The following is a 19,573-nucleotide window of genomic DNA, read 5'->3' as shown; positions in this document are numbered from 1 at the left end:
AAAAAACAGCCAGTTGCGCATAGATGCGAACGGATCCAAAAAATCCCTTATAAATCACGATTACTACGAGCCAGTTGTGCATAAGCATTCAAGCCAAACGACATAAACAGCCCGGAAAACCTGAGCTATTGTCTTCAAACGCCAGAATGGTCTGGCGCAAGGATAGCAAGGAGCTGGAACACCATGAGCACAGTAAAAAGTGCACAGGAAGCTGTAGATAAAGTCGCCGATCAGGCTATTCTGGCCGCCATTCAGCAAACCTTCGCCGTCGGCGGCGCCATCATCCATAACGCGACCGGCGAAGTCATAGTCGCGATGCACAACAACGTACTGATGCCCTTCCTGGGCAGCACCACCTACTTCCTGCCTCACGACCCGACCGCCCATGGCGAGCGACAGCTGGTCGACTGGTATTACGAGAACGTAGCAGCGCTGAACCTTCCTCCGCCCAACCAACTGACGGTCGTGACCACCCTCGACCCTTGCGCCATGTGCGCCGGCTCGCTGCTTACCGCCGGCTTCAATGTCGCCGTCAGCGCAATCGATACCTATGCCGGGATCAACTACAACAGCCAGTTCAACTTCCCGTCCCTGCCGCCCCAGATTCGTCAGCAGGCGCAAAACACCTGGGCCTATTACGCCATCGGCGCCCCGGTCAACCGGGCCTATCAGGGCTCGACGAAGCCGGCATTCGGCGGCCAGGGCATCGACGCATCGAGCTACTACCTCACCGCTTCGATCTTCGACGCCAGCGTCAATACCGTGCGCGCAGCCAGCAACAACAGTGGCCTGGACCCTTCGCAACTGCAGAACCCGGCGACACTCCCGGCCAACAGTCCGGTACGCCGGGCGTTGACCATACTCAGCCCCTTTGCCTTGACCGTAACCTCGGCCAACCCGCGAGACCCCGGCGCAGAACTGGCCGCGCCGTTGCTGAAGACTGCGCAAAAAGCCGAGATCTTCAACTCCGTGGCGTTGCTCGATCCATTCGGCAACCTCCTGGTGTGCCTGGGCGGAGTAGAGAACCAGTCGCCGATCCGTACCGCCTTCATGGAGACCACCCGCAACTACGCCGTCATGCGCTGGACCTTGATGAACGACCCGGACCCGGTCGTTCGCGCACAGGCCGAGCAATACCTGACGCACCCAAAATATGGCACCTTCGTGTTCCTCTACGCCCCCGACCCGACCACCCCGCAAGCGGTGATGACCTTCGGCGCTTATGGATCAACCATGGAGGGCCCGGTGCCCCAGAGTTACCCGTCGAACCTGCAATACGTGCTGCTGCCGGGTAACACCACGCCTGAAGCGCTGGCGACCCTGGCCCAGAACCTGCCCCCCTTCTATACCCAAAGCGTTCAAGTGGCGCCGAATCAAGTCCTTAGCCAGGACCTGATCAACGCAGTCAAAAATGGCGTGTAGAGAGTGGAGTCAAGCTCCAAGCCTGATCCCTGATTGATTCAGCGGATCAGGCGTCTCCACGCCTGACTATCGGGAAGCGCAAAACCCTGCTGGTTCGTGGCTAGACGTTTGTAGGAGCTGCCGAAGGCTGCGATCTTTTGATCTTCAGATTTCCCCTAAGCGAAAGGGCATAACGATCCTTCAGAGCGGGTTTTTAACACTCAACAGCGTTAAATCACAGAATGATCACCAGTCCACTCAGGGAGACGACGCCTTGGGCTGCGCTCTTCTAGACTTAATGGGTGGTCGTAGAAAGAATCGAACACGTCGCTTTGGTGCAGATGAATCAAAGGCAGCGTGGCAAGCTGCCTGTTATGCCCTGAAGAGGTGCGGCAAAGACCGCACCGGGCCCAACAAGATGCCCGCTCAGGGTGCCTGGCCAACGGCCTGAAAATGCCACGATACCGTGACGTGGTGTGAGTGCCGCAGCCGACACTTTCGGACAACCGACAACCGCCTGGTTTGCCCGTGACCGTGAGGAATGCTGTATGCCTGATGAGATGTTGCACCTGCCTATGGTCAACAGCCTGCTGGAGCGCCACAAGGGCACTCCCGGCGCACTGTTGCCGATCCTTCATGAGATTCAGGAGGGCATCGGTTACATCCCCGATGCCGCCATCCCCGAGATTGCCCACGCCCTCAACCAGAGTCAGGCCGAGATTCGCGGGGTGATCAGCTTTTACCATGACTTGCGCACCGCGCCCCCGGCCCGGCATATCCTGCGTCTGTGCCGGGCCGAGTCCTGCCAGAGCCGCGGCGCCGAGCAGCTCGCCGCGCAATTGCGCGAACGCCTGCAACTGGACGACCACGGCAGCAGCGCCGACGGCAACATCAGTCTGCGCCCGGTATATTGCCTCGGCGCCTGCGCCTGCTCGCCAGCCCTGGAGCTTGATGGCCAGCTGCATGCGCGGCTCAGCGCCGAACGCCTGGATGCCCTGCTCGACGCTTGCCAGGAGGACGCATGATGCCGTGCCTCTATTTGCCCGGTGATTCCCTGGCCCGTGCCGTGGGCGCCGATGAAGTCGCCGTGGCCCTTGCCACTCAGGCCCGGGAACGCAATCTGCCGCTGGACCTGCAACGCACCAGCTCTCGCGGCCTGTACTGGCTCGAACCGCTGCTGGAAATGGACAGCCCGCAAGGCCGTATCGGCTTCGGCCCGCTGACCGCTGCCGATGTGCCATCCGTGCTCGATGCGCTGCAAGGCGAGCCGTCCGCCCATCCACTGGCCTTGGGTCTGGTGGAGCAGTTTCCTTATCTAAAGACTCAACAACGCCTGCTGTTCGCCCGCGCCGGCATTACCCGGCCGCTGTCCCTGGAGGATTACCGGGCCCACGGCGGCTTCGAGGGCCTGACCCAGGCCATCGCCCTGGGTGGCGAGCAGACCGCGACCGCAGTGTTCGATTCGGGCCTGCGTGGCCGTGGCGGCGCGGCCTTCCCGGCGGGGATCAAATGGCGCACGGTGCGCGGCACCCAGGCTGCGCAGAAATACATCGTGTGCAACGCCGACGAAGGCGACTCCGGCACCTTCGCCGACCGCATGTTGATGGAAGGCGACCCCTTCCTGCTGATCGAAGGCATGGCCATTGCCGGTCTCACCGTCGGCGCCAGCTACGGCTACATCTATGTGCGCTCGGAATATCCACAGGCCGTGGCCACACTGCGCGAGGCGCTGGACATCGCCCGGGCCGCCGGTTACCTCGGCGCCAATGTCGGCGGCAGTGGCCAGACCTTCGATATGGAAGTGCGAGTTGGTGCCGGCGCTTACATCTGCGGTGAGGAAACCGCGCTGCTGGACTCGCTCGAAGGCAAGCGCGGGATCGTCCGCGCCAAGCCGCCGATCCCTGCCTTGCAGGGCCTGTTCGGCCTGCCGACCCTGGTGCACAACGTGCTGACCCTGGCCTCGGTGCCGCTGATTCTGGCCAAGGGCGCGCAGTTCTATCGCGATTACGGCATGGGCCGCTCCCTGGGCACCATGCCCTTTCAGCTGGCGGGCAATATTCGACACGGCGGCCTGGTGGAACGGGCCTTTGGCCTGACCCTGCGGGAACTGGTGGAAGACTACGGCGGTGGTACCGCCAGTGGCCGGCCGCTGAAGGCCGCTCAGGTTGGCGGCCCCCTCGGCGCCTGGGTGCCACCCGGGCAATTCGACACTCCGCTGGATTACGAAGCCTTCGCCGCCATCGGCGCCATGCTCGGTCACGGTGGTGTAGTGGTGGCTGACGACAGCCTGGACATGGCCCGCATGGCGCGCTTCGCCATGCAGTTCTGCGCCGAGGAATCCTGCGGCAAATGCACCCCATGCCGCATCGGCTCGACCCGAGGTGTAGAGGTGATCGACCGCCTGCTGGCCGCGCCTGACCAGAGCGGTCGCGATGCGCAGGTGATCATCCTCAAGGACCTGTGCGACACCCTGCAGTACGGTTCGCTGTGCGCGTTGGGCGGCATGGTCTCCTTTCCGGTAGCCAGCGCCCTCAAGCACTTCCCCGCCGACTTCGGTCTGCAGCCCTCGGAGGCCGACCAATGATCAATCTCTTCGACCCTGCCACAGATATCGCTCTCGGCACTCTTGACCTTGGAACCCCGGCCCGCGACAGCCAGGTGCAGGTCACCCTGAACATCGACGGCCGCAGCATCAGCGTGCCCGAAGGTACCTCGGTGATGCGCGCCGCCGCGCTGCTGGGCACCACCATTCCCAAACTATGCGCCACCGACAGTCTGGAAGCCTTCGGCTCCTGCCGCATGTGCCTGGTGGAGATCGACGGCATGCGCGGCTACCCGGCGTCCTGCACCACGCCGGTCAGCGAAGGCATGAGCGTGCACACCCAGACGCCGAAGCTCGCGACCCTGCGCCGCAACGTCATGGAGCTGTACATCTCCGATCACCCGCTGGACTGCCTGACCTGCTCGGCCAACGGCAACTGCGAGCTGCAAACCGTAGCCGGCCAGGTCGGCCTGCGGGAAGTGCGTTACGGCTATGAAGGCGACAACCATCTGGCCGACCTGAAGGACACCTCCAACCCCTACTTCGACTACGACCCGAGCAAGTGCATCGTCTGCAACCGCTGCGTGCGCGCCTGCGAAGAAACCCAGGGCACCTTTGCCCTGACCATTACCGGACGCGGTTTCGAATCCCGGGTCGCGGCCGCCGGTGGCGAGAACTTCCTCGACTCGGAATGCGTGTCCTGCGGCGCCTGTGTGCAAGCCTGCCCCACCGCGACCCTGATGGAAAAAAGCGTGGTCGAACTGGGTCAGCCCGAACGTAGCGTGATCACCACCTGTGCCTATTGCGGCGTGGGCTGCTCGTTCCGCGCCGAGATGAAAGGCGACCAGGTGGTGCGCATGGTTCCAGACAAGAACGGCCAGGCCAACCACGGCCACTCCTGCGTCAAAGGGCGCTTTGCCTGGGGCTACGCCACCCACCCGGATCGCATCACCAAGCCGATGATCCGCAAGTCCATCAACGACCCTTGGCAGGAAGTCAGCTGGGATGAAGCGGTGACCTACGCCGCCAGCGAATTCCGCCGGCTGCAGCAAAAATACGGTCGTGACTCCATTGGTGGCATCACCTCCAGCCGCTGCACCAACGAAGAAACCTACCTGGTGCAAAAACTGGTGCGCGCCGCTTTCGGCAACAACAACGTCGACACCTGTGCGCGGGTCTGCCACTCGCCTACCGGTTACGGCTTGAAGCAAACCCTGGGCGAGTCCGCCGGCACCCAGAGCTTCGACTCGGTGATGCAGGCCGACGTGATCCTGGTGATGGGCGCCAACCCCAGCGACGCCCACCCGGTGTTCGCCTCCCAGCTCAAACGCCGCCTGCGTGAAGGCGCCCGGCTGATTGTCATCGACCCACGACGCATTGATCTGGTGGACTCGGTGCATGCCCGCGCCGAACTGCACCTGGCCCTGCGCCCGGGCACCAACGTCGCCATGCTCAACGCCCTGGCCCACGTCATCGTCACCGAAGGCCTGCTCGACCAGGCCTTTATCGACGCCCGTTGCGAGGGCAGCGATTTCGCCCGCTGGAGCGAGTTCGTCAGCCGCGCGGAAAATTCGCCGGAGATCCTTGGCGCCATCTGCGGCGTAGCCGCTGCCGACATCCGTGCCGCCGCCCGTCTGTATGCCACCGGCGGCAATGCGGCGATCTACTACGGCCTGGGCGTCACCGAACACAGCCAGGGCAGCACCGCGGTCATGGGCATCGCCAACCTGGCCATGGCCACCGGCAACATCGGCCGCGAAGGCGTGGGCGTGAACCCGCTGCGTGGGCAGAACAACGTTCAGGGCTCCTGCGACATGGGCTCCTTCCCCCACGAGCTGCCCGGCTACCGGCACATCTCCAACGAGGTGGTACGGGCGCAGTTCGAACAGGCCTGGAACGTCACCCTGCAACCCGACCCGGGCCTGCGCATCCCCAACATGTTCGAGGCAGCCCTGGGCGGCAGCTTCAAGGGCCTGTATTGCCAGGGTGAAGACATCGCCCAGAGCGACCCCAATACCCAGCACGTCACCGCGGCTCTGTCGGCCATGGAATGCGTGGTGGTGCAGGATATTTTCCTCAACGAAACCGCCAAGTTCGCCCACGTGTTCCTGCCGGGCAGCTCGTTCCTGGAAAAAGACGGCACCTTCACCAACGCCGAGCGGCGCATCTCCCGGGTGCGCAAGGTCATGGAACCTCTTGGCGGCAAGGCCGACTGGGAAGGCACAGTGGCCCTGGCCAACGCCCTGGGTTACCCCATGAACTACCGGCACCCGTCAGAAATCATGGATGAAATCGCCAGCCTGACGCCGACCTTCAGCCACGTCAGCTACACCTCACTGGAGCGCCACGGCAGCCTGCAATGGCCGTGCAACGCCGCGGCACCGGACGGCACGCCGACCATGCACATCGAGGAATTCGTGCGCGGCAAGGGGCGCTTCATGCTCACCGGCTATGTGCCCACCGAGGAAAAGGTCAACAATCGCTACCCCCTTCTGCTGACTACCGGGCGCATCCTCAGCCAGTACAACGTCGGCGCCCAGACCCGGCGTACCGACAACGTCGCCTGGCACGCCGAAGACCGCCTGGAAATCCACCCGACCGACGCCGAGAGCCGTGGCATCAACGAAGGTGACTGGGTCGGCATCGGCAGCCGCGCCGGCCAGACCGTACTGCGTGCGCGGGTCACCGAACGGGTAGCCCCGGGAGTGGTGTACACCACCTTCCACTTCCCTGAATCGGGGGCCAACGTCATCACCACCGACAACTCCGACTGGGCCACCAACTGTCCGGAGTACAAGGTCACCGCCGTGGAAGTCAGCCGCGTCTACCACCCTTCCGAGTGGCAAAAACGCTACCAGGAGTTCAGCGACGAACAACACCGCCTGCTCGACAAACGCCGCCAGACACGCAGCGCCGGAACAAAAGCCGAGGTACGCCGATGAGCACCGCCAACCTGATCAAGATGGCCAACCAGATCGCCCAGTACTTCGCCGGCGAACCGGACCAGCAACAAGCCGTGCTCGGCGTGCGCAATCACCTGCAGTTGTTCTGGACGCCCGGCATGCGCAAGGAGTTGCTGGCCTGGCAGACCGCGCATCAGGGGGCAGACTTGCACCCACTGGTGCAGGCGGCGGTAAGTGGGGCGGGCTGGGAGGCTTAGGTTCACACAATCCCTTGGGATTCCCCTTGGCCTGTGAAGACAGGCCAAGGGGCGTTCCAGAGGCTTTTAAAGTCGACAATTCGAGGGCGCGGATAACCCACACACACCCCAGCGCAAAGCATCAGCACGCCCCACGCAAAAATAGTCTGAATTCAGGGGTTTACAGATCCAAACCAATCGATATAATCGTCGCCCTAACACGCCGGTATAGCTCAGTTGGTAGAGCAACTGACTTGTAATCAGTAGGTCCCGGGTTCGACTCCTGGTGCCGGCACCATACAAGGTTCCAGAGAAGGCTTTCAAAATCTCTTGAACCCCCGAGAAACCCGCCTTCTGGCGGGTTTTTTCGTTTTGGCGCTCCATCGGTTTCCGTCAAAAACTGGTGGATTCCAACCATTTTAAGGGTAGAGTTTGGGATACAGGTCACTTCGATAAAAGGGAGTACCCTTATGTCGCGCACCACAGCTCCGCTCTCTGACGCAGCTTGCCGCTTGGCAAAACCGACAGACCGCGCCTACAAGCTTTTCGACGGCGATGGCCTCTACCTCCTAGTCCAACCCAATGGCCGCAAAGGCTGGCGGCTCCGTTACGTCAAACCTGACGGACGGGAAGGACTGACCTCGTTCGGCAACTACCCCGTCATCGGCCTCGCCGATGCGCGCCGCAAGCGCTTGGAGGTCAAGCGAATGCTGGCGGATGGCATTGATCCCATAGAAACCAAGCACCAAGCCAAGGCGGAAGCTGTGATCAAAGGCAGAACCTTTGAAAGCGTTGCGCTGGACTGGCACACGGAAATGTCGGCCAAGTGGGCACCTGGCCACTCGAAGACTGTGATGAGCCGCCTCAAAACCCACGTATTCCCGCTGATCGGCGCACGCGCCCTTGTTGATCTCGACACCCATGACCTTATGCAGCCCTTGGAAGCGATCAAGAAGCGCGGAACGATCGACGTTGCTTTAAGGGTACAAAACTACCTGCAGAGCATCATGCGCGAGGCAAAGCGCCTCCGGCTTATCACCATAAACCCTGCTTACGATCTCGAAGGCTCGATCAAAGCCCCGCGGGTGGTACATCGCCCCGCTCTACCCTTATCGCGACTGCCGGAACTGCAGGAGCGGATCGACACCTATAAAGGCCGAGCACTTACCCGTCTGACGGTGATGCTGTCGCTGCATGTGTTTGTACGATCCAGCGAGCTGCGTTTCGCACGCTGGAGAGAGTTCGACCTCAAGCGCGGCACCTGGGAGATACCGGACACTCGACCCGCGTTGGAGGGCGTACCCTTTTCCACAAGGGGTACTAAGATGGCAGGGGATATCCATTTAGTACCCTTATCGCCACCAGCAGTGGCCCTGCTTGAGCAGATCCACGCAATCACAGGCAAATTCGACTTGGTCTTCGCAGGGGATGCCAAACCCTGGAAGCCCATGTCCGAAAATACCGTGAACAACGCGCTTCGGACGATGGGATACGACACCAAAACCGATATCTGCGGGCATGGATTTCGTTCGATGGCCTGCAGCGCACTGATCGAGTCAGGATTGTGGTCGGAGACAGCTATTGAACGGCAGATGAGCCACAAGGAGCGCAACAACGTCCGCGCCGCTTACATCCACAAGGCCGAGTTCATCGAGGAGCGCAGGCTGATCATGAACTGGTGGAGCCGGTACCTGGAGGCCAACTGGCAGGAGCATGTCACTCCACACGAATTCGCGAACCAGACCGGACCGAACGTCACTCGCTTAAAAGCAAAACGTGGCGCAACTGAGTAAGCGCTCGGTCTTTATATCTCAGTGATCCGCTTATCCACGCGGGTCCATCCAAACAGGGCTGCAAAGCCGCCCTGTTTGGATGGACCTCACTTAAAAAATCTAAAGCCCGCGCAACTGTCTGTGGAAAACCACTGATTTCCACCGGTGGATAATTTCATCCACAGCCGCAGAACTCCTGAAAATTCGAGCCTTGACCCGAATTATCCACAGGCGTAGAAAAGATCGGGCAAAGCGCTGTCGTTGACAGCAACCCAGGTAGCCAGAACCTTTGAGGCTACGCCACATCGTGGTGGTTCACCCCCAAGTGCGATTAGCGTCCGGCGGCTCGCACAGTCACAGCGATGTGATGGATGCCTACTTCTACCAGAGTACCCACTGCGGCAACTCATACCTCTACATTCCTGCCCTGCAGCAACCTATCCTCTTGGCCATTTCACTGCGCCAACCTGCGCCCGTCTCTTTCTTCCGGAAAGAGACGGGCGCTCCTACCGCTGCTGCAGCCCAACTCGTACAAGGCTTTGCGGCATTCCCCCTAGTGACAATCGGCGTGACAACCACCGAAGTCGCCAGCAACAGTGATGCAGATGATGGTGCCGCAGCCCACGGAATGGACTGCACCTGACTGACAGTCAGGCATGCCCCGGTCATCGCTTCACTGCCTTCACCCGACTCAGGATCTTGCGGCATTGGTCTCGTCAGCCAGCGCAGCCTCCACCCGCCCACGTCTTCGGAAGTGTTCAGGAGGCCAGATCATGAGATGCCCAAGCTCCCGGTCGTAAAGAGCCGCCAGTCCCGCGTGAGTGGACAACCCTCACAGGTCGCAGGGGCCTTGATCCCTGATAGCACTCAACATCCATGGCGGGATGACGTGGGGAAAGTTTCAAGGGTTTTGGCTTTGAGAGGAGTTTGAGCATGGCATTGGTCGGTAGACGGGATGGGCGCAATTTTGGATGGGGTCGGCAACTGAGCTATGCCGGGCCGCAGGCATTGAAAGACATGTTTGGCGGCGGACATTACGGCACGGTCAAAGCGCACAGTGATCGCTGGCAGGCGTTTGTGCGCTGGTGTCGGTCGGAGGATGGACCGGGGTTTAACGATGCGCGAAAAATTGATCGGCAAACCTTGCTGGACTACGCCGGACATCTGCGGCAGCAAGTTGAACATGGGGCTCTCTGCATCGCCACCGCGCAAAACCGGTTATCCAGCGTGAACCGGACCATGGCCGCGCTTCGCGGTGATCAGTATGTGAAAGTGCCGAGTCCGAGCAAGGTGCTGGGGATGCGCCGCACCAGTGTTCGTCGCTCGGTGCCGCAAGGCCAAGACCGCGAACACGTGAAGCAGATCGTCGAGGTGCTTTGCGAACACCAGCAGCCGCGCGCTGCGGCCATCGCGCAGTTGGCCCGAGCCACCGGCATGCGCTTGCGTGAGGCCATTTTGGCCAACCTACCGCGCCTAAAACGTGAGGCCGAACACTACGGCAAGATCAACATCCAGGATGGCACCAAAGGTGGCCGCTCCGGTGCCTCGGCACCTCGCTGGATTACGGTGGATGAGCATATTCGTGATGCGCTGAGGTTTGCCGAACAGGTCTCGCCCGACGGCAGCCGCAACCTGCTTGCACCGAATGAACGCTACCTTGACTTCCAACGGGGAATCGTCCGCCCCGCACGGGTCATTCTCCATACGCACAACCTCACAGGTTTCCACGAGTTGCGGTCAGCCTATGCATGCGAACGCTATGAGCGAATCACCCATCATCCCGCGCCCATCAACGGTGGCCATTGCTATCAACTCGACCGATATCTCGACCGGGAGGCCCGAGACCAAATCAGCTATGAGCTGGGACACAGCCGTATCGACGTGGTATCGGCTTACATCGGGGGTCGAACATGAGCAAGCCATTCGATATGGAGTTGTTCCTGGCAGGCATCCTGACCGGGTCACACACCACGCGCCAACGCCATATTCATCAGGCGCAGACCATCCAAACAGCAATTGTTGAGCGCTGGCAACGGGACAATCCATGGACTTGGCAGCGTAAGCATGTCCTATGGTTTCTGGATCACAGGATGGGTGATCGATCAGAAGCGACGCGCTATTACTACAGCCTAACCCTACAGTTGATCGCCCTACGCCTTGGAAAACAGTGGTTTCAATCGTAAGAAATTCTGTTCGCGACAAAAGTCCAGCCTACAGCCACGATGTATTACAGACGTCAGCCAGCTCAGCAATCCAAAGGAAAGATCACCCCAAGGCGGCCAGTAATCACAGGCAGAAAACGGCCAACTCTGTTGAAAAAGTCGCTTTGGTTTCACCTTCTGGCAGGCGTTTGTACGTTGATGTCGGTCGGAGGATAGGCTGGGGTTTAACGATGCGCTGTAGATCGATCGGCAGACCTTGTTGGACTATGCAGGGCATCTTCGGCAGCAACTTGAGCAGGGTAAACTTGCTATCGCCACCGCCCCAAACCGATTACCCAGCGTCAACCGGACCATTGCGGCGCTCCGAGGAGGTCAACGCGTTCAAGTTATAATCCGAGCAAGGTTTGGGGGCTAAAGCGCTCGAAAAAAGGAACAACATCGAGTCTCCGCCATCGTTCACTTAGTACGTGAAACCGGTATGCCCCTGCGCGAAGCAATGCTGGCAGCCTTGCCGAGACTATAACGAGAGGCGGAGCAGTGGACCGGACCAAGCAACGTCACCTCAAACAAGATCGGGTAATGCAAACAGCCAATATAGAATATTGGAAAATCACTATACCATGACACTGGAGACTAAAACACTTGATCTGGCTCCACAAAACACATTTAAGGAAGCACACCGAACAAACAAGGTATCACTACATGATAACAACACTGCTAATAATAAAGCGATTACAAAAAATCTATTTGAGCACCAAAAACAACTAATCGCACAAACAGCATACAAACTCGAAATCAGTTAAAATCAATACAACCTACCGTTCTGCGTACTACCTATAGCAGCAAACCAGATGTAACGATGACTCACATAGCAAAAAACACTTTACCTATAGAAAAAAAACGTTTATTAAAGCTTCACCTCTTCGATCATCATGGACGCTATCATGACCTCTATGGATTTTTCCGGCTCGGCAGACATCACTGATGCTGGTATAAAAAAACACTTCAAAAATTATGATCCTTCCAAGGCACTATTCGAACTAATCTGGAATGGATACGATGCAGAAGCGACAACATTAGATGTTAGCGTCCGGTATACTGAGTTAGGCGGAGTTGAATCTGTCACCGTGCTTGACAACGGGAACGGAATTGATTTTAAAAACTCAGAAAATAATTTTAAAAAATTTAACGACTCCGCTAAACGCGGTATAGCCGATCAGCATGGGTCACATGGTCGCGGTCGCTTGGCCTTTTGCAAGATGTGCAATGATGCTGTGTGGTACACCCGTTTCAAGCAAGAAGATGCGGTTATAGAAATTAATGGCGTAGACATTAAAAATTTCAAAGGCACCATAATTTCTGCCAACGAACAAAATGTTCTTCTCGTAGAGCAACAAAAAGGTACATGCGTTGAGCTTAAAAACTTTAAAAGCAACCTCCCCACAGAACAATCGCTTTCCGATCAATTATCAGATGCATTTGGTTGGTTTCTAGCACTAGACAAAAACAAGCAATTAAAACTTAATAACCAAGCCATTGAAATTCCCGAGCATGAGATCTATACCCAAAACTTTCAAATCGCCAATGAAATTTTTGACGTGAGCGTTGTTAGATGGGAGCGCCAACCCAGCTCGGAAAAGTCGCATATTTATCTACTTAATAGTTCAGGAAAAGTAGTCCACAAAGAGCTAAGCAGCCTCAACAACAAAACTGATTTCTTTACAAGCGTCTCTATATCTTCCATTTGGGCAGATACTTTTAGCAACTCAGGCGATGATATTTTTAATGGCCCCGTAAGCAGTCCCGACTCAAAAACCTGGAAAGAGCTAAACAAAATACTCTCTGAGTTCACACAACGAATCTATGAAGAGTTCCTCAGAAAGCTCGCTGATAAAAAAATAGAAAGTTATATTGAAAGCGGTGAGTTCCCTGAATATAACGGAATCGATTCAGAGTACGCGAAGTGGAAGCTAAACCACATCAAGGGCATAGTAAAAACAATATTCATTAGCGATCCATCATTCATAATATCTCTTAAGAAAAAGCAACGAAAAGTCTTAATTCGCTTACTTGATAAGCTATCCGTATCAAGTGAGAACAATAGCTTAATCGATATTTTGGAAAGCGTTCTTGATCTTGACCAACCTTCGATAGAAAAGCTAGCAGCACAATTAAAATATACCAAGTTAGAAAATATCATTAGCTCAATTGAAGCTCTTCAAAAGCGAGAAATCGCTGCCCATCGATTGAGAGAGCTAATGGTCAATCACTATAAAGATGTATCCGAAACGCCTGATTTACAGCAGATTATTGAAAGCAACACCTGGTTATTTGGCTCGCAATACGAAACTCTCGGAGCCGAAGAAGATACGTTCACTACAATAACGAAGAGACTCCGCGCGCAGATAAAAGATCGCGATCTTGAAGAAGGGCTTGACCTGGAAGATGGAGCCACTGTATCCGGAGCTAATCGTCAAACGGATATTTTCCTAGCACGAAAAATACTGGAACAAGATTCCTCAGGAAATAAATTTTATCGATGCATTGTCGTGGAAATTAAAAAACCAAGCATATCACTTAACTGGAAGCACCTCCAACAGCTTGATGACTATGCTCGAATTCTAAAAAGCTACCCAGAATTCAAAAGTGACTCGATTCGTTTAGAGTTAATTTTAATAGGAAGAAAAATTTCAGAAAACGATACTGAAATTGCCGACAGAATCGAAAGCCATCGAAGTAAAAATGAAGCCGGCCTCGTGATGGATGATGGAAAAACGAAGCGCTATGTAAAAAACTGGTTTAGCATCCTGGACAATTTCCATATAAGCAACGACTTCATGTTAAAACAACTAACTACAAATCGAAATAACTTGGAAAGCTTCACGAAGCAGCAGCTGGTTGAAAAACTGCAAGAAGAGACAATTTAGCTTACTTTTAAAATACCTACCTATCAATTCTATGATTGCGGTCGACGGGCCCTGCCGCCAGGTCGACCAAATCAATTATCGTGTACTAAGTTAGGCAGAAGCAGAGGACAACCTCTAAATAACGCCTATTCAAATCACCTATTCAAGCGGAATATGAAGCCGCCATTGTCACTTTCAGTATTTTCCTGCTCAGGATGCGCTGTCTTGAACAACGCATAACCAAGTATAGGTGTTTCTTCCTCAACTACGTCTAGCGTCTTAATAAATGAGGCTATCGCATTTATATGAGCGCCTGAAGTCACAACATCATCAACGATAATTACATAGTCTATATTATCTTTCTTCTGTGCTTTCTCAGAAAACATTCCAAGCGTATCGAAATGTTCATCCATAGTTCGCCGCCCCTCAGATTGATGAGAGGGTTGTCTAGGCCAAAATCTTTCGAATGCGTCAAGCACCTCAATATCCATGTCTTCGCATTCTTTACTGATCCAAGTCGCCCACCAATCGCAGATAATACCTATTGTAAAGCTCAGATTACATTCACGGGGAACAGAAGAGGGAACCGGAACCAACAATATTTTTCCGGAAATTCCATTTACCACGCACCATTTCAAAAAATCTCTTTTGAAATGCCCTGCTTTACTTTTTAAAGGTGTTGTTTCGTATGGTCCATCGCGGCCATACATAGGCATCGAGCGCATGTAATTATGATGTTGCCTAGTGAAATTTTTTGCTTTCTTAACAATCCATCTTAGATCTCTAGAGGACCATTTATCTTGGTCATTTCTATAGTGGTTATGATCCGGAACATATTCATGCCCATAACCAATCTCTGCTTCACTTAACTCAACCCGACACAACTTATCCACATCCAGAGTTATATAATCACCACTAAAATTGTAGTCTTCGAAATTTAAATCACCACGCAAAAATGCCATGATATGCTCTCTCAGCTGCTCTACACCTGAGGCAGTACAACTAGGTCGAGAGTACTCAACCATAGAAAATTCATGCCGCGTCCCCCAGCTTGCAAAAACGGACGGAGAACGAATTGAGTGTGCGAAATAAATATCTTTTGGACTATCACCGATTACAAGAAACTCAAAGTCTCCCGCGTCGACGCCTAATACCTCTTCCAAGCTTTCTAGAAGCGCTTCAAAGTTAACTAAAGGCTTAGATTGAGCCCCAAATACTAATCGGCTATCTATTTTATAACCACCAAGCGCCAAGATCTGCAAACAATAGTCTTTTGGCGAATCCGATACAACAACTACGCAGCAGTTATCGACTTCCTGCAAGCTATTAAAATCATTCGCCAAGCGTGCATCGTAAAATGAAACATTTACACTTTGATTATGCAATGCGTCCGCAATCGCACCTCGCCCCCTAACAGTTGTCAGATAGGGCTGACAGTTTTCTGTCGAGGCAAGAGTGAAATCCAAGTCAAATATTATCACCCGCATCGAAATCCTCCCTGACCAATTTAATTTTATTCTTGTACTTACTGACCCATGTATAGTCAGCTTCCTTTAAATTATTTTCCAACACATACAGCTGCTTGCCTTGTTCCATACAGATTCTAATCGCGTATTGGGTTCCACTTTTATCACCAGCACGAATTACAACTACTCCATCGCTAGATAGCGCAACAGTAGTTCTATTCCGATTTGCAAAATAAGATCCAAACGATCCTACGCCGATAGGGTATTCACTCACGACAAGATTATCTCGAGCAATTTCGCTCTGAAGTGCAGAATTCTCTCGAGGATAAAAAGTGTCAATTGGAGTGCCTAACACTGCTATGGTCCTGCCTCCGTATTGGATAGCTGAACTATGCCCTAACGTATCAGACCCTGAAGCTAAGCCACTAACGATAGTACGGTAGCCTGAGCTTATCAGCCTTTTAACTACACGCCGCCCATGCTCGACATGAGCGACCTCATCAAGATGGCGAGTCCCTACAACGGCAATACTTTTCCCAGTTTGAAGGAGAGACAAATCTCCTTGGGTATAGATTATTGGCGGAGTGCCGGGAAACTCATTCAATCTTGACGGATAATCATCATCAACACATGTAACAGCACGGAAACAGTGAGTATATTTGTTTAATTTTGAAGTTACTTTCTTTGCGACTTCATCATCAACAGGAATAAGTGAGAAAAAATCCTTATAAAGATTTTCTACAGAGCCAGCACTGAGAATTTTTTTCCTCAGATCATCATTGGCTTTAGCACTTCCAATTGCAATTTTCTTTGAAAGCACCAAAACAGCATGTATCCAGGCGACTCTTCGACTTTGATCATCGATTTCTTCAAGATACAATTCGATATCCTCTCACAGAGATAATTCTCATGTGGTGCCCCTCTCCCTTCTCACAGCCCGCTCTCGACTGATACCCCACAGGGGAAAATATCAAGCAATGATGGCAATCTAACATTCATAGGCAGATGGCGAAAGGTGCTTAGAGAGGAACCACCACTCTCGATGGTTTCGGCCGCCTTCTTGGGCTAAAGCCGACCAGAAGCGACCCCCTAGCGTAGCGTCAATTTTTCTCAAAAAGTAGAGCACACGAGCCTGCGGTCGTTCGAATTAAGAGCCAACGAGCCAAGCAGCTCTCTCGGAGGGGAGCCACTTAGCTTCAAAGCGTGCTATCGCCCTTTAGGGTAAAAATAGGGATAGTAAAATCCGTAACCAGCATCAACAGCCCTTATTTTACTGGGGCTTATGGTTAAATTCGACTCCTGGTGCCGCACCATACAAAACGAAGGCTCGCAGAAATGCGGGCCTTTGTTGTTTCCGCCATCCAAAAATCTCACGGCTGCACATCCCCCCCGTAGGAGCTGCCGAAGGCTGCGATCTTTTGATCTTCAAATCTCCGCCCCAACCGCGAATCCGGTTGCCCCTGAAAAAATCGCAGACTGCACCACCCTCCATCCTGCCCAGATATGCCTGATCCCAAATCCTCTGTTTGTCCAGGTAGCCCCCGTTACAATTTCACTTCAGCGCAACGTTGACGACCTCTTCCACAGACCTAAAATGCACCCCAACACACCCGCCAAGCCTAGGTTGACCCAGTCAGCAAGCTCAAATCGTGCGGGTTTTTTTTGCCTGGAGAAAACTACATGAGGCCCTTCGACAAGCCGGCCCTCAGCGTAGAACAGCAATTGGAACTGCTAAAGCAACGAGGCCTGCACGTCGCCAACGACGACCGGGCCATGCGCTTCCTCGAAGTGGTCACGCTGTTTCGCCTGAGCCCCTACATGCGCCCCTTCCAAGAACCTGGTGTTGAACACATCTTCAAGCCCGGTAGCACCCTGAAAGCAGTCGTCGACATCTACCGCTTCGATGGTTCGTTGCGGCGCATAACCATGGATGCAATCGAACGTGTCGAAGTCGCCATACGAGCGACTATCAGCAATCACATGTGCCCAAAATATGGACCTGACTGGATAGCTGACGCGTCAATCTTCTCCTCGTCATACTCGCATCCCGAACTGTTGCGTCCCTTGCGGGACCAATTGAACAAGGAGCGCAACAAACTCGGTCGTGAGATTGATCGCATCAAAAAGGGCAGACACGCCGATGGGCTTCAGCAACAGCGGATCGAAAACCGCATGCGCGATAACTATTTCCGATTCTATGGAGCGAACTATGCTCACCCTGAGCTGCCACCCGCATGGGCGGTACTGGAAGAACTCAGCCTTGGGACGGTATCTACCCTCTTCAATGCCATAGGCAGAAGTGCCGATAAGAAAGCTATCGCCACCAGATTCAGTCTGCCCTTCGATGTATTTGCCTCCTGGCTACACACTCTGACCTTCATTCGAAACTGCTGTGCCCACCACTCACGACTATGGAACCGAGATCTCTCGATTCGACCATCCTTACCCAAAGAATGGGTCATCCCAACTGCCCCTGCCGACCGGCCTCAGCCCAAGCAGCGGCTATACATCGTATTGACGATGCTGGCCTACCTAACCGACTTGATCAGTCCAGACAGCCAGTGGAAGCTTCGCCTGGCCGAAATCATGGATCAGCAGGAGCTGGGTTATTTGAGACTCATGGGATTTCCAAATGATTGGAAACGTCAGCGGCAATGGTGTCTGGAGTAAGGAAGCCAGAAACAAACCACGATTAATTTTCCGCGTATACCGGAGGCGGTATGAAAATGTTATTTCTCATTCGCCATGCCAAGTCGAGTTGGGATGACGCTGCGCAGCCCGACAAAGACCGCCCATTGAACGATCGCGGCAGACGCGACGCGCCCAAGATTGGTGAGCGCTTGGCCAAGCGCGATCTGAAGCCCGATCTGATCCTGTCGAGCCCGGCCGTGCGTGCGCTCGAGACGGCGAAGATCATCGCCAGGAAACTCGATTACCGGCGCAAAGACATAGTCGTGGACGATCGGCTGTATGCCGTCGAGGCGAATGACTTGCTCGAGGTCATCCGCACGCTGGGCAACCGGCTGAAGTCAGTGATGATCTTTGGCCATAACCCCGCGTTGGTCGAACTCGCGCAGCGGCTCTCCAGCAAGATCACCGACATGCCAACGTGCGCCGTCGCCGAGTTCAGGTTCGATGCGAAGTCGTGGTCAGAAATCGGCGAGCTCGAGCCCGCACAAGTGGCGCTCGACTATCCAAAAAAACCCTAGGGCAATCCTGGAAAAGTCATCACCCTTGCGAACGCGGGGGTTCAGATGCCGCTCCCGCCTGGGGCCCTTCGCCGAGAAAGGGGGCGGTTTCCACTTCCAGCATCAGCAACACCATTTCCGTCAACTCGGCGTCGGACTTCTGTCCCGCATAGAGGTCATGGAGTGCTTTGGCGAAGGGAATGCGCAGGTCCTGGTTTTCTTCGCGGGCGGTATCGCTGTATTGCATTAGTTCGGTGATGGCTCGCAGCACAGCCGCTTGCCACCGAGCGGTGGTCCGAGGACCATCGCTGGTGATTGCAATCAACTTATCCTTCGTCAGCTGGCGAAGGGCAGGTTCGCGCAACGGCTTAAGCGGCTTTGGATTGCGAGTGATCTTTGACATACCGGATGATACTCAGCGTTTCCTGCCGGAACTGCTCGTAGTCGATCTGCTGGGCGTTAATATAGGTGCTGCCCATCATGGTCACCGCGCCCATAAAGCTGGCTTCGGAAATCTCCTCGTCGCTCGCGCCAAACAAGCGCGCGGCTTCGGTATGGAACAGGGCGCAATACTTACAACGGGTCGCCCCGGACACCGCCAGACCTATCAGCTCCTTGTACTTATTAGGAATCTTGGTATCCGCCAGCCAGAAGTCCCGGGCCACGCCCCAGAATCCGCTCGCTCCGCTTTCCGGCATCTGCTTAATCCACTCTGGTACCTGACCCAGGGTTTGTTCAATTTCCCGATAGGTATCTTGAATGGCCATTTGACACCTCCTGCCTCTATAGAGACATCTGCTCCAGAGATACAACTAGTAGTTTAGTTCGCTGGCGGCCATGCCAGAGCCGGCAGCAGGACGACTCCAGCAATGAATTCTTAAACATCGTAGAAACAACAGGATGGATTTAGATTTTTTTGGCGCAATGACGTACCACTAAGTACTTGGAGTTATCAACGTTGGCGGTTGGCTCACGCGCCAACAAAAGTGAGCTAACG

15 protein-coding genes, 1 tRNA gene and 1 pseudogene are annotated in these 19,573 nt (G+C 54.8%); 13 read left to right on the top strand and 4 right to left on the bottom strand.

Annotated features, from left to right (window positions below; all coding sequences use genetic code 11):
* Positions 1 to 183: 183 nt before the first annotated feature.
* The 11 genes and pseudogenes from F8N21_RS17215 (at position 184) to F8N21_RS17165 (ending at position 13,943) form a co-directional block, all read left to right on the top strand.
* Positions 184 to 1,422: a nucleoside deaminase gene (locus F8N21_RS17215; RefSeq protein WP_150643258.1), complete on the top strand. Its 1,239-nt coding sequence runs from the start codon at positions 184 to 186 to the stop codon at positions 1,420 to 1,422.
* Positions 1,423 to 1,949: 527 nt separating this feature from the next.
* Positions 1,950 to 2,426 (top strand): formate dehydrogenase subunit gamma, encoded by a 477-nt coding sequence (locus F8N21_RS17210; protein WP_150643257.1) that lies wholly within the window; start codon positions 1,950 to 1,952, stop codon positions 2,424 to 2,426.
* Complete coding sequence (locus tag F8N21_RS17205; protein ID WP_191624343.1) at positions 2,423 to 3,985, top strand: formate dehydrogenase beta subunit; 1,563 nt, start codon at positions 2,423 to 2,425, stop codon at positions 3,983 to 3,985. The genes F8N21_RS17210 and F8N21_RS17205 overlap by 4 nt, the downstream gene beginning before the upstream one ends.
* Positions 3,982 to 6,885, top strand: coding sequence for a formate dehydrogenase subunit alpha (gene fdhF, locus F8N21_RS17200; RefSeq protein WP_150643256.1), 2,904 nt, complete (start codon positions 3,982 to 3,984; stop codon positions 6,883 to 6,885). Before F8N21_RS17205 ends, fdhF begins: the two co-directional genes overlap by 4 nt.
* The gene (locus F8N21_RS17195; RefSeq protein ID WP_150643255.1) at positions 6,882 to 7,103 is read left to right on the top strand and encodes a formate dehydrogenase subunit delta; all 222 of its coding nucleotides are present in this window, start codon (positions 6,882 to 6,884) and stop codon (positions 7,101 to 7,103) included. Before fdhF ends, F8N21_RS17195 begins: the two co-directional genes overlap by 4 nt.
* A 201-nt stretch (positions 7,104 to 7,304) precedes the next feature.
* Positions 7,305 to 7,380 (top strand) — tRNA-Thr (locus F8N21_RS17190).
* Between the two features lie 172 nt (positions 7,381 to 7,552).
* A complete protein-coding gene (locus F8N21_RS17185; protein WP_150643254.1) occupies positions 7,553 to 8,875 on the top strand; it encodes a tyrosine-type recombinase/integrase in 1,323 nt (440 codons plus the stop codon).
* Between the two features lie 912 nt (positions 8,876 to 9,787).
* Positions 9,788 to 10,768: an integrase domain-containing protein gene (locus tag F8N21_RS17175; RefSeq protein ID WP_150643252.1), complete on the top strand. Its 981-nt coding sequence runs from the start codon at positions 9,788 to 9,790 to the stop codon at positions 10,766 to 10,768.
* Positions 10,765 to 11,037, top strand: coding sequence for a hypothetical protein (locus F8N21_RS17170; protein WP_150643251.1), 273 nt, complete (start codon positions 10,765 to 10,767; stop codon positions 11,035 to 11,037). Before F8N21_RS17175 ends, F8N21_RS17170 begins: the two co-directional genes overlap by 4 nt.
* Positions 11,038 to 11,194: 157 nt before the next feature.
* Positions 11,195 to 11,536 (top strand): annotated as a pseudogene (locus F8N21_RS30975) (integrase); the annotation flags it as partial.
* Between the two features lie 424 nt (positions 11,537 to 11,960).
* Positions 11,961 to 13,943: an ATP-binding protein gene (locus F8N21_RS17165; protein WP_150643250.1), complete on the top strand. Its 1,983-nt coding sequence runs from the start codon at positions 11,961 to 11,963 to the stop codon at positions 13,941 to 13,943.
* Between the two features lie 134 nt (positions 13,944 to 14,077).
* On the opposite strand, the gene F8N21_RS17160 is transcribed toward F8N21_RS17165, so the two are convergent.
* Positions 14,078 to 15,409: a hypothetical protein gene (locus F8N21_RS17160; protein WP_150643249.1), complete on the bottom strand. Its 1,332-nt coding sequence runs from the start codon at positions 15,407 to 15,409 to the stop codon at positions 14,078 to 14,080.
* Entirely contained in the window at positions 15,390 to 16,268 is an 879-nt protein-coding gene (locus tag F8N21_RS17155) for a DNA-processing protein DprA (RefSeq protein WP_150643248.1), read from the bottom strand. The genes F8N21_RS17160 and F8N21_RS17155 overlap by 20 nt, the downstream gene beginning before the upstream one ends.
* Positions 16,269 to 17,068: 800 nt before the next feature.
* Between F8N21_RS17155 and F8N21_RS17150 the strand changes: the two genes are divergently transcribed.
* Positions 17,069 to 18,058 carry an Abi family protein gene (locus F8N21_RS17150; RefSeq protein WP_150643247.1) on the top strand — a complete coding sequence of 330 codons (990 nt, stop codon included), beginning with the start codon at positions 17,069 to 17,071 and terminating at the stop codon, positions 18,056 to 18,058.
* A 50-nt stretch (positions 18,059 to 18,108) separates the two neighbouring features.
* Complete coding sequence (locus tag F8N21_RS17145; RefSeq protein WP_150643246.1) at positions 18,109 to 18,597, top strand: SixA phosphatase family protein; 489 nt, start codon at positions 18,109 to 18,111, stop codon at positions 18,595 to 18,597.
* A gap of 19 nt (positions 18,598 to 18,616) precedes the next feature.
* Here F8N21_RS17145 and F8N21_RS17140 read toward each other — a convergent pair whose 3' ends face one another.
* Entirely contained in the window at positions 18,617 to 18,901 is a 285-nt protein-coding gene (locus F8N21_RS17140) for a hypothetical protein (RefSeq protein WP_224788243.1), read from the bottom strand.
* Positions 18,902 to 18,944: 43 nt separating this feature from the next.
* On the bottom strand, positions 18,945 to 19,343 hold the full coding sequence (locus F8N21_RS17135; RefSeq protein ID WP_150643245.1) for a carboxymuconolactone decarboxylase family protein: 399 nt from the start codon (positions 19,341 to 19,343) through the stop codon (positions 18,945 to 18,947).
* Between the last annotated feature and the right edge of the window lie 230 nt (positions 19,344 to 19,573).

Source organism: Pseudomonas fluorescens, from assembly GCF_902497895.1.
Classification (GTDB): Bacteria; Pseudomonadota; Gammaproteobacteria; order Pseudomonadales; family Pseudomonadaceae; genus Aquipseudomonas; species Aquipseudomonas fluorescens_BP.
The sequence above is the reverse complement of the archived record's forward strand: the minus strand, read 5'-3'. Positions and strand labels throughout refer to the sequence as shown.